General features: G+C 51.6%; 15 protein-coding genes. 12 read left to right on the top strand and 3 right to left on the bottom strand.

Annotation, left to right across the window (positions count from 1 at the left end):
- Window positions 1-184 precede the first annotated feature (184 nt).
- The 4 genes from F596_RS0106010 to F596_RS0105995 all read left to right on the top strand — a co-directional run bounded on the left by F596_RS0106010 (window position 185) and on the right by F596_RS0105995 (window position 1,640).
- The gene (locus tag F596_RS0106010; RefSeq protein ID WP_019036234.1) at window positions 185-439 is read left to right on the top strand and encodes a hypothetical protein; all 255 of its coding nucleotides are present in this window, start codon (window positions 185-187) and stop codon (window positions 437-439) included.
- A gap of 20 nt (window positions 440-459) precedes the next feature.
- Window positions 460-1,038 (top strand): hypothetical protein, encoded by a 579-nt coding sequence (locus F596_RS0106005; RefSeq protein ID WP_019036233.1) that lies wholly within the window; start codon window positions 460-462, stop codon window positions 1,036-1,038.
- Entirely contained in the window at window positions 1,028-1,261 is a 234-nt protein-coding gene (locus F596_RS0106000) for a hypothetical protein (protein ID WP_019036232.1), read from the top strand. The genes F596_RS0106005 and F596_RS0106000 overlap by 11 nt, the downstream gene beginning before the upstream one ends.
- Before the next feature lie 67 nt (window positions 1,262-1,328).
- Window positions 1,329-1,640 carry a hypothetical protein gene (locus F596_RS0105995; protein ID WP_019036231.1) on the top strand — a complete coding sequence of 104 codons (312 nt, stop codon included), beginning with the start codon at window positions 1,329-1,331 and terminating at the stop codon, window positions 1,638-1,640.
- A gap of 68 nt (window positions 1,641-1,708) precedes the next feature.
- On the opposite strand, the gene F596_RS0105990 is transcribed toward F596_RS0105995, so the two are convergent.
- Complete coding sequence (locus F596_RS0105990; RefSeq protein ID WP_019036230.1) at window positions 1,709-2,095, bottom strand: hypothetical protein; 387 nt, start codon at window positions 2,093-2,095, stop codon at window positions 1,709-1,711.
- A gap of 528 nt (window positions 2,096-2,623) precedes the next feature.
- Here F596_RS0105990 and F596_RS11515 point away from each other — a divergent pair.
- Together F596_RS11515 and F596_RS0105975 are read left to right on the top strand one after the other, a co-directional pair.
- A complete protein-coding gene (locus F596_RS11515; protein WP_004291422.1) occupies window positions 2,624-3,859 on the top strand; it encodes a site-specific integrase in 1,236 nt (411 codons plus the stop codon).
- Between the two features lie 11 nt (window positions 3,860-3,870).
- Window positions 3,871-4,233 carry a hypothetical protein gene (locus F596_RS0105975; protein ID WP_004291423.1) on the top strand — a complete coding sequence of 121 codons (363 nt, stop codon included), beginning with the start codon at window positions 3,871-3,873 and terminating at the stop codon, window positions 4,231-4,233.
- 77 nt (window positions 4,234-4,310) lie between these two features.
- On the opposite strand, the gene F596_RS0105970 is transcribed toward F596_RS0105975, so the two are convergent.
- Both F596_RS0105970 and F596_RS0105965 read right to left on the bottom strand, forming a co-directional pair.
- The gene (locus F596_RS0105970; RefSeq protein ID WP_004291424.1) at window positions 4,311-4,616 is read right to left on the bottom strand and encodes a helix-turn-helix domain-containing protein; all 306 of its coding nucleotides are present in this window, start codon (window positions 4,614-4,616) and stop codon (window positions 4,311-4,313) included.
- A gap of 31 nt (window positions 4,617-4,647) precedes the next feature.
- Window positions 4,648-4,947 carry a helix-turn-helix domain-containing protein gene (locus F596_RS0105965; protein WP_004291426.1) on the bottom strand — a complete coding sequence of 100 codons (300 nt, stop codon included), beginning with the start codon at window positions 4,945-4,947 and terminating at the stop codon, window positions 4,648-4,650.
- A 138-nt stretch (window positions 4,948-5,085) separates the two neighbouring features.
- Here F596_RS0105965 and F596_RS11505 point away from each other — a divergent pair, with 138 nt between their 5' ends.
- The 6 genes from F596_RS11505 (at window position 5,086) to F596_RS0105935 (ending at window position 16,026) form a co-directional block, all read left to right on the top strand.
- Entirely contained in the window at window positions 5,086-5,511 is a 426-nt protein-coding gene (locus F596_RS11505) for a helix-turn-helix domain-containing protein (RefSeq protein WP_004291432.1), read from the top strand.
- Window positions 5,512-5,514: 3 nt separating this feature from the next.
- Complete coding sequence (locus F596_RS11500) at window positions 5,515-5,865, top strand: helix-turn-helix domain-containing protein (RefSeq protein WP_004291454.1); 351 nt, start codon at window positions 5,515-5,517, stop codon at window positions 5,863-5,865.
- Between the two features lie 20 nt (window positions 5,866-5,885).
- Entirely contained in the window at window positions 5,886-7,457 is a 1,572-nt protein-coding gene (locus F596_RS0105950; RefSeq protein WP_004291455.1) for a DUF3945 domain-containing protein, read from the top strand.
- Between the two features lie 60 nt (window positions 7,458-7,517).
- The gene (locus tag F596_RS0105945) at window positions 7,518-9,605 is read left to right on the top strand and encodes a type IA DNA topoisomerase (RefSeq protein ID WP_004291456.1); all 2,088 of its coding nucleotides are present in this window, start codon (window positions 7,518-7,520) and stop codon (window positions 9,603-9,605) included.
- A 162-nt stretch (window positions 9,606-9,767) separates the two neighbouring features.
- Window positions 9,768-10,220 (top strand): DUF1896 domain-containing protein, encoded by a 453-nt coding sequence (locus F596_RS0105940; RefSeq protein WP_004304266.1) that lies wholly within the window; start codon window positions 9,768-9,770, stop codon window positions 10,218-10,220.
- Window positions 10,210-16,026 carry an N-6 DNA methylase gene (locus F596_RS0105935; RefSeq protein ID WP_004291462.1) on the top strand — a complete coding sequence of 1,939 codons (5,817 nt, stop codon included), beginning with the start codon at window positions 10,210-10,212 and terminating at the stop codon, window positions 16,024-16,026. The genes F596_RS0105940 and F596_RS0105935 overlap by 11 nt, the downstream gene beginning before the upstream one ends.
- Window positions 16,027-16,321: the final 295 nt, after the last annotated feature.

The raw sequence follows: 16,321 nt of genomic DNA, 5'->3' as shown, positions 1-16,321 counted from the left end.
ATTCTCACGGCAGCCTTCCGCAAATCAAAGATTTGGGTTTTCCATGAGAATATCCTTAAATTACTTTGCTTATCTTCCTAATGACCTTACTACCTCATTTGCACGTAAAATTTGAAAGCCCGACAGTGATGCTGCAATAGCAGTTGAACGAAAGGGAAATGTATCACTTTAAACAACAAGGATTATGATTAAGGTAGTAGATAGTATTTATCCATCAAAGACAAAAGGATTTTTTGAGGTGGAGATTACAGAGGGGTTGATAACCGTAAATGGAGTAAAAATGAAAATAGTATATGACAAGAGATATACATTTTGCTTAGAGAATTTCACGTGCGTAAAAACATGTAACAATAGAGCATTAAAACGTATATTGACACGACCAAATTTTCATGACTTAGCAATAGAGATTTGTGAGCATGTAACGAAGTATGGAAAATAAATAACTAAAAGATATAGAATATGGCAAATTGGGCAAGTACAAGCTATGCTATCGAGGGTAGCAAAAGCGATTTAGAGAGAGTATTTAATGTTATTGATGGTTTTGTCAAAGGCAATACAAAGCCTGTTGAAGAAAACGCTTCAAAGGAATGGGAAGGCAATATCGTTAAAATGTTAGGAGCAACGGACGAACAGATGAAGAACAACTATTTGCGTGGTTTTATTCAAACGTATGAAATCATAGGCGGTGTTCTTCACTTAGAGGCAGAAGAAGCATGGGGAACAACGGATTTCCGTCATCTATTGGCAAAGCTCATGCCCGAGCTAACTATCTACTACATTGTTGAAGAATGTGGTTGTGAAGTCTATGCAACTAATGATTGTGATGGTAAATATTTCACGGAGAGCTACTATGTCGATATTTGCATCGACGGAGATTACTTTAGTGAGTATTTTGACACCGAAAAACAAGTTTTAGTTTATGTGGCTCAACTGTTGAAGAAAGAATCGGTGACAATGAAAGAAATAGATGAATGGACCGAGGAACAAGATGATAACGAAAACTACATCTATGTTCATGAGTTCAAGTATGTCGCATAAAGGAGGTAAGGGAGGGGCTAACCATCCCTCCACAATCAACATTGATATGAATATACCAACAATAATTCAAGTTTTGACAGTCGTAGCACCAGACGCAACTGTTATTTATCAACAAGTGTATGTCAATAATGATTATGCAGCTACTGCTGACAGGGATAGACAAGCAAATTTACACAAAAATTTGCTCCTTAATGGAGGTATGATTTGCTTAAAGCAGTTTTAAGGCATGGGTTATGAAGAGTAATAGATAACGGAGGGAGTAATCGTCCCTCCACAAACAAAACTATGATATGCAACACCAAAATTTCTATCACCAATATGCTACTATCCAGGAAGAAGAAGTAAGAGCTTTAAACGAAGCATTGCGCAACAGAACCGACAAGGAGTTTCATTGGTATACTGACTTCCCTTATGTTATTGCTGACCTCTCTACTTGTGATGGTCATGTAGATGCAAAAGTAATGGCAGTAAAGTATCCTATCACCCTTTCAAGCGGTATCCTCATTATGCCCGACGAAGATAATGAGTATTACGAAGTTGGATATAATGATATTCAATTCGGAGATATTGATGGTATATTGGACGAATTACCCGAGGAATGAAAAAGAAGCCCCACTGATATTCATAATAGAATAATATCAGTGGGGTAATACTTCTAAATCTATAGGCTTTAATTCACCTTATCTCCTTCAATGATAGGCACTGTCATAGGCATACCGCTATTGTTCATATAGTTATACGTTCCTGTCCTTTGAGGATTTTTCATGGTAATCACTTGGTCACTATAAAAATCCTTACCAATTAGCACAACCGTATTGCCAAGATACATATCTAATTCCTTGTCAGAGATTTCTTTTGCTAAAGCAGCATCTTCTCCAATCACCTGAAACACCTTGAATGATGTCTCCTTTTTGTTTTCATAGCTTACAGGCTTTTCAAGACGCTGTATAGCATCGTCTTCGTTGTTCTTTTGTCTTACAAAGCCAATAACAAATAGTGCTACTATTGTCAGGACTATACCTGACAACATGCCGATAAAGAAAGATTTTTTGTTCATTAGTTATTTATTTTCAAATTTAAGTTTAGGCGGACTTTACACAATATCAATAATCTTATCAGCTATTCGGAAATACTTGTCTTATAGAACTGTACCCATAGCTCTGTTTCTCTTTGCCAGCACCTCTTTGCATAGCTCAATCCGAGGCTCTCGCATAGTCTATGTTTGCCATAAGCATATGTTCGATTAATATATGTTTGCAAAGTTACTACAAAAAAGTGAAATGCGGAAAGATATAGTGATAGAATTGAGTTACAAGGGTTTTGGTTGAAGTGGCGATAATCCGTGAAGCCATTACAATCCCTGCCGAAGCCAAATCCTGACGCCGCTACGTTACTTGTTCGTAACCATGCCCGAAAATGCGACAAACGGGTACGAATAGCGAAACAAGGCTCTAAGGAATAGTGAGTTATCCATAACTCATGCGAAAAATCAGGTTACGGAAAAAGATTGCGCCGTTCCTCCCCGTTTTGCGTACCAACACCGGACTCTTCACCAACTAATTTTGAAACCCAAAAATTAAGGACAATGAAGAGTACATTTTCAGTAATCTACTACCTCAAGCGTCAGGTAGTGAAAAAGGACGGGACAGTTCCCGTCATGGGACGCATCACGGTGGACGGCAGCCAGACACAGTTCAGCTGCAAACTGACTGTCGATCCGAAACTGTGGGACACCAAAGGTGGACGTGTCACGGGCAGAAGCACGGCGGCACTCGAAACGAACCGTATGCTTGACAAGATGCGGGTACGCATCAACAGGCATTATCAGGAAATCATGGAGCGTGACAACTTCGTCACGGCGGAGAAGGTGAAGAACGCCTTTCTCGGACTGGAACACCGCTACCACACGCTGATGCAGGTGTTCCGCCAGCACAACGAGGACTACGAGAAGCAGGTGGAGGCAGGCATGAAAGCCAAAGGCACGCTGCTGAAGTACCGCACCGTTTACAAGCACATGCAAGAGTTCCTCGACATCCGCTACCATGTGAAGGACATCGCCCTAAAAGAGCTTACCCCGGCTTTCATCTCCGACTTCGAGATGTTCCTGCGCACGGACAAGCACTGCTGCACCAATACCGTGTGGCTGTACGTCTGCCCGTTACGGACGATGGTATTCATCGCCATCAACAACGAGTGGCTGACGCGCGACCCGTTCCGCGAGTATGAAATCAAGAAGGAGGAAACAACACGCAGTTTCCTGACCAAAGATGAGATCCGCCTGCTGATGGAGGGGAAACTGAAAAACGCCAAACAGGAATTGTACCGCGACCTCTACCTGTTCTGCGCCTTCACGGGGCTGTCGTTCGCGGATATGCGCAACCTTACGGAAGAGAATATCCGCACCTACTTCGACGAACACGAGTGGATAAACATCAACCGCCAGAAAACGGGCGTGGTGTCCAACATCCGCCTGCTCGACATCGCCAACCGCATAATCGGCAAATACCGGGGACTGTGCGGGGACGGCAGGATATTTCCCGTTCCGCATTATAACACGTGCCTTGCCGGTATCCGTGCCGTCGCCAAGCGTTGCGGCATCACCAAGCATATCACGTGGCATCAGAGCCGCCACACGGCAGCCACGACGATATTCCTCTCCAACGGTGTTCCCATCGAAACGGTCAGCTCCATGCTCGGACACAAGAGCATAAAGACGACGCAGATTTACGCAAAGATAACCAAAGAGAAGCTCAATCAGGACATGGAGAACCTTGCCGCAAGATTGAACGGCGTCGAGGAATTTGCAGGTTGCACCATCTAAAAAGAAAAGCCATGAAACGTGACACAATCATCATCGAGGACAAGGCAGTCAGCGTAACCGGTAACGACGTGTGGATGACCGCCACCGAAATAGCCGGATTGTTCCATACGACCGTCCCGGCAGTGAACGCCGCCATCAGAGCCGTCCGCAAGTCGGACGTGCTGAACGACTACGAGGTGTGCCGCTACATGCAGCTTGAAAACGGGCTGCACGCGGACGTGTACGCCCTTGAAATCATCATCCCGGTCGCTTTCAGGGTGAATACCTACAACACCCACCTGTTCCGCACATGGCTGGTGGGAAAGGCACTCTCACAAGAGAAACGGCAGACATACGTGATGTTCATACAGAACGGAAAAGCCGGGTATTGCTGATTGCACATACCCCATAAGACAAGTAAACGGGTAGCACCACAAAAGGTGTCACCCGTTTACTTTTTCATGAAACCGCCTCACTCCAGCGGCTTGCGGTAGTTCGCTTCCAGTACCCCGCGCAGCCCCGTTTCCGGGTAAAGCACCTTCCCTCCCAAAAGTATGAAGGGCAACACGCGGTTGTTGCGGTATTCCTGCAAGGTGCGCCGGCTCACACGGAGCAGTTCCGACACCTCGCCGTCCGTCAGGTAACGTTCCCCGTCCAGCGGAGGACGGTAGCTTTCCAGAAATGCGGACAGCCATTTCGAGCCTTTGCGCATATCCTGCACCACAGAGGCTATCGGCTCGTCTTCCATCGTAAAAACATCGTTGTTCTCGTTCATCATAACTTCGGATTCAGTGGGTGAATAAATCAAATCATCTGCCGTGCGGATAGAGCGTGCCGACAAGCGGTATCAGCCGCTTCACCTCCTCTGGCTTGTAATAGAACCTGCGGTTTATCTGCGAGTAGCCGATAAGCCGCCTGTCACGCAGCGTCTGCAACGTGCGCGGGCTTATTCTCAACTGCCCGCAGACCTCCTCGCCCGTGAGCCATCTTTCCATGCGCCCCGTGTCGCTTTTGCGCCTCAGGGCGGCGACCTTCTCCGAGAGTGCGCCGAATGCCGCCACCATCATCTCGAAAGTCTTTTTCTCGATAGATACTATTTCCATATTCATGTCATTTAGAGTTTGCCGCAAAGGTAACGAAACGGCATACAAGACGTATCGTTTTCCGCTGAAAGGCTGCCTGTTGCGCCGTTTGACCGGGTTACGGAGCCATCTTCCGCAAAAATCTTACGTGAGTCACGTAGTGAGTTGTTAAAGCCCCTTTTGTTTATTGCCGAATTTTGTCGCAGAAACAAAAAGAAAGGACTGAACATGAAAGTGATAACAATGGAAAGTTCCGCCTACAAGGAGATGATGGCGCAGATTGCGAACATCGCAGGGTACATCCGCGAGGCAAGGGACGAGAAGAAACGGAAGCGGGAAACCGAAGACAAGCTGCTTGACACGGCACAGGCGGCGAAGATGCTCAACGTGAGCAAGCGCACCATGCAGCGTATGCGCACCGACCACCGTATCGAGTATGTGGTGGTACGCGGAAGCTGCCGCTACCGCCTTTCCGAGATACTGCGGCTATTGGAGGACAACACAGTAAGGAACGAGGAAGGGACAATAGACACCCTGTTCCACAACCACACGCTGCGCACGGGCGGCAAACCAAAAGGAAGGAGGACATAGGTCATGGAACTGCTCACACGAAACAACTTCGAGGGCTGGATGCAGAAGCTGATGGAACGGCTCGACCGTCAGGACGAACTGCTGCTGGCGATGAAGGCTGAGGGGAAACAGCCCACTATCACGGAAAGCATCCGCCTTTTCGACAATCAGGATTTGTGCATGTTGCTCCAGATAAGCAAACGCACCCTCCAACGCTACCGCAGCGTAGGCGCATTGCCCTACAAGACGCTGGGCAAGAAGACCTATTACAGCGAGGAGGACGTGCTGACATTCCTTTCCAACCATATCAAGGACTTCAAAAAGGAAGATATAGCCTTCTACAAGGCTCGTATCCATAATTTCTTTCATAAATAACCCATTAAAACATTTTTCAGATGGCAAAGAAAAAAGACGAAAAGGACGTGCTGGTAGTCCGTGACGAGAAGACAGGCGAGATCAGCGTGGTAGCCGGGCTGAACGCGGACGGCACACCCAAGCGCACCCCCGCAAAAGCGGAGAACGCGCAGAGTTTCCTGCAATTCGACCGACATGGCGACGTGCTGGACAACTTCTTCAAGAACTTCTTCCGGCAGTGCAAGGAACCCAGCCGCTTCGGTTTCTACCGCATTGCGGCAGACCAAGCTGAAAATCTCTTAGAGGTGATGAAGCAACTGCTGAAAGACCCCGAAGCGAACAAGGAGCTGCTCGCCCCTCACAAGGTGGACACCTCCGACTATGAGAAGAAGGTGCAGGAAGAGATGGCAGCACAACAGACAGAGAAACAAGAACCTCAAAAACAGGAGAACATGGAACAACGGAAAGAACAGCAACAGGACAAATCCGAACAGATGCAGGGCAAACGTGGCTACCAGCCCATCGACGAGAGTAAAATCAACTGGCAGGAGCTGGAGGACAGATGGGGCGTAAAGCGGGACAACCTTGAAAAGTCCGGCGACCTTACGAAGATGCTCAACTATGGCAAGTCCGACTTGGTAAAGGTCAAACCGACCTTCGGCGGCGAATCATTCGAGCTGGACGCCCGCCTCTCCTTCAAGAAGGACGGTGAGGGAAACATCAGCCTCGTGCCGCACTTCATCCGCAAGGAGCAGAAGCTGGATGAGTACAAGGAACACAAATTCTCCGACAATGACCGGAAGAACCTCCGCGAAACGGGCAATCTCGGTAGGGTCGTGGACATTGTGGACAGGGAAACGGGCGAGATCATCCCCTCCTACATCAGCATCGACCGCAAGACGAATGAAATCACGGACATTCCGGCAAGCAGGGTGCGCATCCCGGAGCGCATCGGCAAGACGGAAATCACCACGCAGGAGCGGGACATGCTCCGCGCCGGACTGCCCGTACGCGACAAGCTCATCGAGCGCAACGACGGCAGAAAGTTCGTCACCACCCTGCAAGTGAACGTGGAGCAGCGCGGCGTGGAGTTCGTGCCGGGAACCGGCAAGTCGCCCCGTACCGCACAGACACAGGAAACCAAAGGCGACACATCGAAAAGTCAGGCGCAGGGCGGGGAAAATGCCGCACAGACCAAGAAGGAGCAACGCCGCAACACGTGGACGAACGAGGACGGCAGCATCCGCCCCATCAGCAAATGGAGCGGCGTGAGCTTCACCGACCAGCAGAAAGCCGACTATGTGGCGGGTAAAGCCGTGAAGCTGGAGAACGTGACCGACAAGCAGGGCTTCCATGCCACGATGTATATCAAGTTCAACCCGGAGAAGGGACGCCCGTACCGCTACGACACGAACCCTGACAATGCACAGCAGGTTGCTCCGTCCAACGAGAGCCGCACGCAGGTGGCGGTGAACAACGATGGCAAGACCAACGAGGCTACAAAGAATCTGAGAGAGCCGTTGCAGAAAGGTCAGACCAACCCGAAGGACGCCCGCCAGCAACAGCAGCAGGAGAAGCCGCAGAAGAAAACGGGCAAGGGCATGAAAATGTAATCCCGTGTCCGCCACTGAATCCAAAATAAAATCCAAAGTATCAACAAAAAAGAAGAAGACATGAAGACAATCATTGCAGAAAAGCCCTCCGTGGCACGTGAAATCGCCCGCATCGTGGGCGCGACAAAGAGAGAGGAAGGATATTTCGAGGGAGGCGGTTATGCCGTGACATGGGCATTCGGACACCTCGTTCAGCTTGCCATGCCCGACGGCTACGGCGTGCGCGGATTTGTCCGTGACAACCTCCCGATTATTCCCGACACATTCACGCTCGTCCCCCGTCAGGTCAGGACGGAGAAAGGTTACAAGCCCGACAGCGGCGTGGTGTCGCAGATAAAAGTCATCAAAAGACTGTTCGACACAAGCGAACATATCATCGTGGCGACCGATGCCGGACGCGAGGGAGAGCTTATCTTCCGCTACCTCTACCACTATACGGGTTGCACCACTCCTTTCGTGCGCCTGTGGATCAGCTCTCTCACCGACAAAGCTATCCGCGAGGGACTGCGGAAACTCGAAGACGGCAGCAAATACGACAACCTCTACCTCGCCGCCAAAGCGCGGAGCGAATCCGACTGGCTCGTGGGCATCAACGGCACACAGGCGTTATCCATCGCCGCCGGACACGGCACGTATTCCGTGGGGCGGGTGCAGACACCAACGTTGGCTATGGTATGTGAACGCTACTGGGAGAACCGCCGCTTTACGTCCGAAGCATTCTGGCAGCTCCATATCGCAACGGACGGTTGCGACGGCGAAGTCGTGAAATTCTCATCCTCCGAGAAATGGAAAGAGAAAGAACCGGCGATGGAACTATATAATAAGGTAAAGGCGGCAGGTTGCGCCACTGTCACGAAAGCCGAGCGCAAGGAGAAGACGGAGGAAACTCCCTTGCTCTACGACCTGACCACGCTCCAGAAAGAAGCCAACGCCAAGCACGGCTTCACGGCGGAACAGACGCTTGAAATCGCGCAGAAACTCTACGAAAAGAAGTTGATAACCTATCCGAGAACGGGAAGCCGCTACATCCCCGAAGACGTGTTTGCCGAAATTCCCAAACTGCTCGCTTTCATCGGCACACAGCCCGAATGGAAAGACAAGGTGCGGGCAAAAGCCGCCCCGACACGCCGCAGCGTGGACGACGGCAAGGTGACAGACCACCATGCCCTGCTCGTCACGGGTGAGAAACCGCTCTTCCTCTCCAAAGAGGACAATACCATCTATCAGATGATTGCCGGGCGCATGGTCGAGGCATTCTCTGAGAAATGCGTCAAGGATGTGACCACTGTCACGGCGGAATGTGCCGGAGTGGAGTTTACCGTAAAAGGCAGCGTCGTGAAGCAAACCGGATGGCGTGCCGTCTATGGCGAGGAAAAAGAGGAAATTACCATCCCCGGCTGGCAGGAAGGCGACACGCTGACACCGAAAGGCTCGTCCATTACCGAAGGAAAGACCAAACCCAAGCCGCTGCATACCGAAGCCACCCTGCTCTCGGCAATGGAAACGGCGGGCAAGGAAATTGAGGACGACGCACTGCGGCAGGCGATGAAGGACTGTGGCATCGGTACTCCCGCCACACGCGCCTCCATCATCGAAACGCTTTTCAAGCGCGGTTACATGGAACGCTGCAAGAAGTCGCTTGTTCCCACCGAAAAAGGACTTGCCCTCAATTCCGTCGTCAAGACGATGCGCATCGCCGATGTTGCCATGACGGGCGAATGGGAAAAGGAGCTGGCGCGTATCGAGCGCGGGGAACTGTCCGACGACACCTTCCGCAAGGAGATAGAGGCGTACACACGTGAGATAACCTCCGAACTGATCTCGTGCGACAAGCTCTTCGGCAGCCGTGACTCCGGCTGCGCGTGTCCCAAGTGTGGCACGGGCAGGATGCGGTTCTACGGCAAGGTGGTACGCTGCGACAACACGGAGTGCGGACTGCCCGTGTTCCGGCTGAAAGCGGGACGCACCCTGTCCGACGATGAAATCAAAGACCTGCTCACCGAAGGGCATACCAAGCTGCTCAAAGGGTTCAAGAGCAAACAGGGCAAGAGTTTCGATGCTGTTGTCGCCTTTGACGGGGAATATAACACGACTTTTGTGTTCCCGGAGGCTAAAAAGGACAAGAAATTTTCAGGACGGAAGAAATAGTATTAACTTTGCCACTTGTTCAGAGTAATGAATTGTTCTTCGATACCGGATTACACTCATACTTTGGATTTAGTGGTGGCACTCGGAGGGATACCGAGTGCCTTTTTCTTCCTTTTTCCAACCGATTATCCCGTTAATTATCAATCCGCTAAATCCAAAGTAATGAACAACAAGAAGAAAAACGAGGGTCAGACCGACTTTTCCTATTACGGTCTGTACCTGCTGGACTATCTCCGCACGAACAAGTTTGAACAGGCTGACGACACCGCTTTCATACGGGAACGGGCCGACCGTGCCGCCGAAACGTATGAGAGGGCACGGCTTGAAGGCTATCCCGCCGATGGTGCGCAGGAACTGGCGATGGACACGCTGCTGCGCGGGCTGCATTATTCCCGTTACGCCATCCTCCGCGAAGTCGTGGAAAACGAGTTTGCCGATGAAGTGCCGGAAGAGAAGCGTGAAGCCTTTGTCCTGAAACTGCTGCCGCTTGTCGGCAACGTGTTCTCCGTCTATGACCTCTCGGATGACAATTTCGCCCTGTCTTCCGATTACGACCTGCTCTACACGGAGCTGACGGGAGCAACCGTCCTTTACTTAGACGAATATGGCGTTTAACCGCAAACAGAAACTGCGGGACAACATCGAGGCGATACGGACGGCATTCATCCTTGACAGGGAAAATAGGACAGCGACAACCGAAGAGCGTGCCATACTTCAAAGGTACTGCGGTTTCGGCGGTCTGAAATGTATCCTCAACCCTGCAAAGGAACTGACGGATGCCGTCCGGTGGGCGAAATCCGACCTCGAACTGTTCGCCCCGACGGTGGAGCTGCACAGGCTTATCCGTGAGAACAGCAAGGACGAAACAGAGTACAAGCGGTTTGTGGATTCGCTGAAAGCGTCCGTGCTGACCGCTTTCTACACCCCCAAAGAGATAACCGACACCATCGCGGACGTGCTGGCAGATTACAGCGTCCGCCCCGCCCGTATGCTCGAACCGTCGGCAGGTGTCGGCGTGTTCGTGGATTCCATGCTGCGGCACAGCCCCAATGCGGATGTGATGGCTTTCGAGAAGGATCTGCTCACGGGTACAATCTTGAGGCATCTCTATCCCGACCAGAAAATGCGCACCTGCGGTTTTGAGAAAATCGAAAGACCGTTCAACAATTATTTCGACTTGGCGGTGTCCAACATTCCGTTCGGTGACATTGCCGTGTTCGACGCGGAGTTTCAGCGGAGCGACTCTTTCGGCAGACGCTCCGCCCAGAAAACCATCCACAACTATTTCTTTCTCAAAGGACTGGATGCCGTGCGTGACGGCGGTATCGTGGCGTTCATCACCTCGCAAGGGGTATTGAATAGCACCAAGACCTCCGTGCGTAACGAGCTGTTCAGTCAGGCCAATCTGGTATCCGCGATACGCCTGCCCAACAACCTGTTCACGGACAACGCGGGCACGGAGGTGGGCAGTGACCTGATTGTCCTGCAAAAGAACCTCAGCAAGAAGGAAATGTCGCAGGACGAGCGGCTGATGACCGTGATACAGACGGACACGAAAACCGCCCTGACCGACAACGCCTATTTCATCCACCACCCGGAACGCATCGTGCATACGATGGCGAAACTTGACACAGACCCCTACGGGAAGCCCGCTATGGTTTATCTGCACGAGGGCAAGGCAGCAGGCATCGCCGGGGATTTGCGCCGTATGCTCGACGAGGATTTCCATTACAGGCTTGCCATGCGCTTGTATTCGGGTTCAATCCGGCAGGCAGGAACGGAAGAAAAAGTTGCCGTTCAAAATAAAGTAGAGCGTCCTGCCATAAAATTGGAAACAGTATCCTCGGCGCAGACGGTGGAAACTCCGACAGAAAAGCCGCAACCCGCAGATGAAAAGCCGGAGATAGAACCGCGCCCGCAATATTCCGCAGGCGTGCAGCTCACCCTGCTTGACCTCTGGGGGATGACGGAAGAGGTCAGCCAACCGAAAACCTCCAAAAAGAAAAAGACGGTGAAAAAGGCAGTTACGGCAAAGTCCACTCCGCCCAAACCGAAAGTCACGGTTACACCGACAGCTCCAACTGCAAAACCCGCAATGGAGAATAAGGAGGTGAAAGCGGAGAACACCGCCAAGCCTGCCGACCCGGACGACATCTATGCCACACTGGACTGGGATACCAATCCTCCCATCAACGGTTTCTATGAAATGATGATGGGTTTGACGCCGGAGCGTAGGAAAGAACTTCGGGAACTGGCAAGGCAGCATAACGAGAAACAAGTGGCGGAAAAGACGGAAGTGAAAGCCGTGCCGGAAACTTCCCGTGAGCAGCCACGACAGGAGGAAACACAGCCGGAGGCAGTCGCCGCACCTGCCGTTACAGATACCCCATCGGAAGCGGTGGGGACTTTCCTTTTCCCCGACATCGAAGCGGAAAAGCCGAAGGAGGAAGTCGTGGACCTTTCTCCGCGTGCCTACCACCGCACGCCGGAGATGCACCTGCGCGAAGGGTCGCTGGTGGCTGACCGGGGGCGTCATAACATCGGCTACCTGAAAGACATCACGCCATACGGGGCGACATTCCAGCCGCTCGACCTGAAAGGATACCAGAAGGAAAAGGCGTTGTTGTATGTGTCGCTGCGTGACGCCTACGAGCGTCTGTACCGTTATGAATCGCTCCGGCGCGAGGCAAATGTTCCGTGGCGAGAGCATCTGAATACCTGTTACGATGAGTTTGTCATGCGCTACGGCAACCTCAACGCCAAGCAGAACGTGAAGTTAGTGATGATGGATGCGGGCGGGCGCGACATCCTTTCGCTGGAACGGATGGAAAACGGAAAGTTCGTCAAGGCGGACATCTTCGAGCATCCTGTTTCCTTCGCGGTGGAGAGCCATGCCAACGTAGGCTCTCCCGAAGAAGCCCTGTCTGCGTCGCTCAACAAATATGGTACGGTCAATCTCGACTATATGCGGGAGATAACCGACAGCACGGCGGAGGATTTGCTCACTGCCCTGCAAGGGCGCATCTACTACAATCCGCTCGTGACCGGTTACGAAATCAAAGACCGTTTCATCGCCGGAAATGTCATAGAGAAAGCGGAACGCATAGAGGCATGGATGGGTGACAATCCCGAAAATGAGCGTATGCCGGAGGTGAAGCAGGCGTTGGAGGCTCTGAAAGATGCCGAGCCGCAGCGCATCGCCTTCGAGGATCTGGACTTCAATTTCGGGGAACGCTGGATTCCGACGGGTGTCTATGCCGCCTACATGAGCCGGCTGTTCGACACGGAGGTGAAAATCGCCTATTCCGCAAGCATGGACGAGTTTTCGGTGGTGTGCGGCTACCGCACCATGAAAATCACGGACGAGTTTCTGGTGAAGGGGTATTACCGGAACTATGACGGTATGCACCTCCTAAAACACGCCCTGCACAACACCTGCCCTGACATGATGAAGTCCATCGGCAAGGACGAGCATGGCAACGACATCAAGATGCGCGACAGCGAGGGAATACAACTCGCCAACGCCAAGATTGACGAGATACGAAACGGCTTCTCCGAATGGCTCGAAGAGCAGTCGCCGCAGTTCAAGGAGCGGCTTGTGACGATGTATAACCGCAAGTTCAACTGTTTCGTGCGCCCGCGCTACGACGGCTCCCATCAGACCTTTCCCGACCTCAACCTGAAAGGGCTGGCAAGCCGGGGTATCAAGAGCGTCTATCCCTCACAGATGGATTGCGTCTGGATGTTGAAACAGAACGGCGGCGGAATTTGCGACCACGAGGTGGGAACCGGTAAGACGCTGATAATGTGCATCGCCGCGCATGAGATGAAGCGTCTGAATTTGGCACACAAGCCGATGATTATCGGGCTGAAAGCCAACGTTGCGGAGATTGCAGCCACCTATCAGGCGGCATATCCCAACGCACGTATTCTGTACGCTTCGGAGAAGGACTTTTCGACCGCCAACCGTGTGCGCTTCTTCAATAATATAAAGAACAACGACTACGATTGCGTCATCATGTCGCACGACCAGTTCGGCAAGATACCGCAGTCGCCGGAATTGCAGCAGCGCATCCTGCAAGCAGAGCTTGACACGGTGGAGGAAAACCTCGAAGTGCTACGGCAGCAGGGAAAGAACGTGTCGCGGGCGATGCTGAAAGGATTGGAGAAGCGCAAGCACAACCTTGAAGCGAAGCTGGAGAAGGTGGAACACGCCATAAAGTCACGCACGGACGACGTGGTGGATTTCAAGCAGATGGGCATCGACCACATCTTCATAGATGAGAGCCACCAGTTCAAGAATCTGACTTTCAACACGCGCCACGACCGTGTGGCGGGATTGGGAAACAGCGAGGGAAGCCAGAAGGCACTTAACATGCTCTTTGCCATACGCACCATACAGGAGCGCACAGGAAAAGACTTGGGTGCGACCTTCCTCTCCGGCACGACTATCAGCAACTCACTGACTGAATTGTACCTGCTGTTCAAGTACCTGCGCCCGAAGGAGCTGGAACGGCAGGACATAAGGTGTTTCGACGCTTGGGCGGCGATATTTGCCAAGAAGACGACGGATTTTGAATTTAACGTGACGAACAATGTGGTCCAGAAGGAGCGTTTCCGCTACTTCATCAAAGTGCCGGAGCTTGCCGCCTTCTATAATGAAATCACGGACTACCGCACGGCGGAGGATGTGGGCGTTGACCGTCCTGCCAAGAACGAGATACTGCACCATATACCGCCCACGCCGGAACAGGAGGACTTCATACAGAAACTGATGCAGTTCGCCAAGACGGGCGATGCCACCTTGTTGGGCAGGCTGCCGCTTTCGGAAACGGAAGAAAAGGCGAAGATGCTCATCGCCACGGACTATGCCCGGAAAATGGCACTCGACATGCGCATGATAGACCCGAATTACGAAGATCATCCCGACAACAAAGCGAGTCACTGTGCCAAGATGATCGCGGAGTATTATCAAAAATACGACGCCCAGAAAGGCACGCAGTTCGTTTTCTCTGATTTGGGGACATACCAGCCGGGCGACGGGTGGAACGTCTATTCGGAAATCAAGCGCAAACTGACGGAGGACTACGGTATACCGCCAAGCGAGGTGCGCTTCATTCAGGAGTGCAAGACCGACAAGGCGCGGAAGGCGGTGATAGACGCCATGAACGCCGGGACGGTGCGTGTGCTGTTCGGCTCTACCTCTATGCTCGGAACGGGTGTGAACGCCCAGAAACGGTGTGTGGCTATCCATCATCTCGATACGCCGTGGCGACCGTCCGACTTGCAACAGCGTGACGGACGCGGAGTTAGGGCAGGTAATGAGATTGCCAAACATTTCGCCGGGAACAACGTGGATGTAATCATCTACGCGGTGGAGAAGTCACTGGACAGCTACAAGTTCAACCTCCTGCACTGCAAGCAGACTTTCATAAGCCAGCTCAAAAGCGGTGCGATGGGTGCGCGTACCATCGACGAGGGGGCAATGGACGAAAAATCGGGCATGAATTTCTCGGAATACATGGCGTTGCTCTCCGGCAATACCGACCTGTTGGACAAGGCGAAACTGGAAAAGCGGATCGCATCGCTCGAAGGGGAACGCAAGTCGTTCAACAAGGGCAAGCGTGATTCGGAGTTCAAGCTGGAGTCAAAGACCGGCGAGTTGCGCAACAACACGGCTTTCATAGATGCCATGACGGAGGACTGGAACCGCTTCCTGTCGGTGGTGCAGACCGACAAGGAGGGCAACCGCCTTAATATAATAAAGGTGGACGGAGTGGATTCCGCCGATGAGAAGGTCATCGGAAAGCGTTTGCAGGAGATAGCCAAGAATGCCACGACCGGAGGGTTGTACACGCAGGTCGGTGAACTTTACGGTTTTCCGATAAAGGTGGTGAGCGAAAGGATACTCAAAGAGGGATTGGAGTTCACCGACAACCGCTTCGTGGTCGAGGGGAACTACAAGTACACCTACAACAACGGGCATCTGGCGATGGCTGACCCGTTGGCCGCCGCCCGCAACTTCCTCAACGCGATGGAGAGGATACCCTCCATCATCGACCAGTACAAGGCGAAGAACGAGGTGCTGGAGATGGAGATACCGCAGTTACAGGAGATAGCGGGTAAGGTGTGGAAGAAGGAGGACGAGCTGAAGCAGTTGAAGTCCGAACTTGCCGCCCTTGACCGAAAAATTCAGCTGGAGCTTGCGCCACCCACGCCCGAAGTCGCAGAAAAGGAGAATGAAGGGCAACAGCTCAAGCCGGAAGCGGAAGATGTGAGGAACAGGCAGGCGCAATATCCCGAAAATGCACCGCCGCAGATACGCAGTCCGGCGGATAGTATCGTTGCCAACCATGTCATAATCGGGCGTCCGGGACTGTATGCCAAGGAGGAAACCCGGTCCAAAGGATTGAAAATATAACCTAAGGAATTTTATCTGAAGTATTAATAAGGGCTATCCCAAAAGGTCTAAAAGTAAATTTTATCCTTTCTGCAAGTATCTATAGGATGGCAACTGCATTTTTTTCTTTTTGGGCAGCCCTTATTAAAATTTATTCTTATTTTAGGTTATATACATTCATGTCCATTTATGTAAAAAATTCCTGCTGACCTTGTTTATGTCTTGTCAGTCACCATTTGCAAAACCATATTTGACCCTCAAAGAGGCTGAATTTGATAAGTAACTTGCTACATACTCATAATAAGGAGCTAAATAG

Source organism: Prevotella amnii DSM 23384 = JCM 14753, from assembly GCF_000378745.1.
Taxonomy (GTDB): domain Bacteria; phylum Bacteroidota; class Bacteroidia; order Bacteroidales; family Bacteroidaceae; genus Prevotella; species Prevotella amnii.
This window is presented reverse-complemented; position numbering and strand designations above follow the sequence as displayed.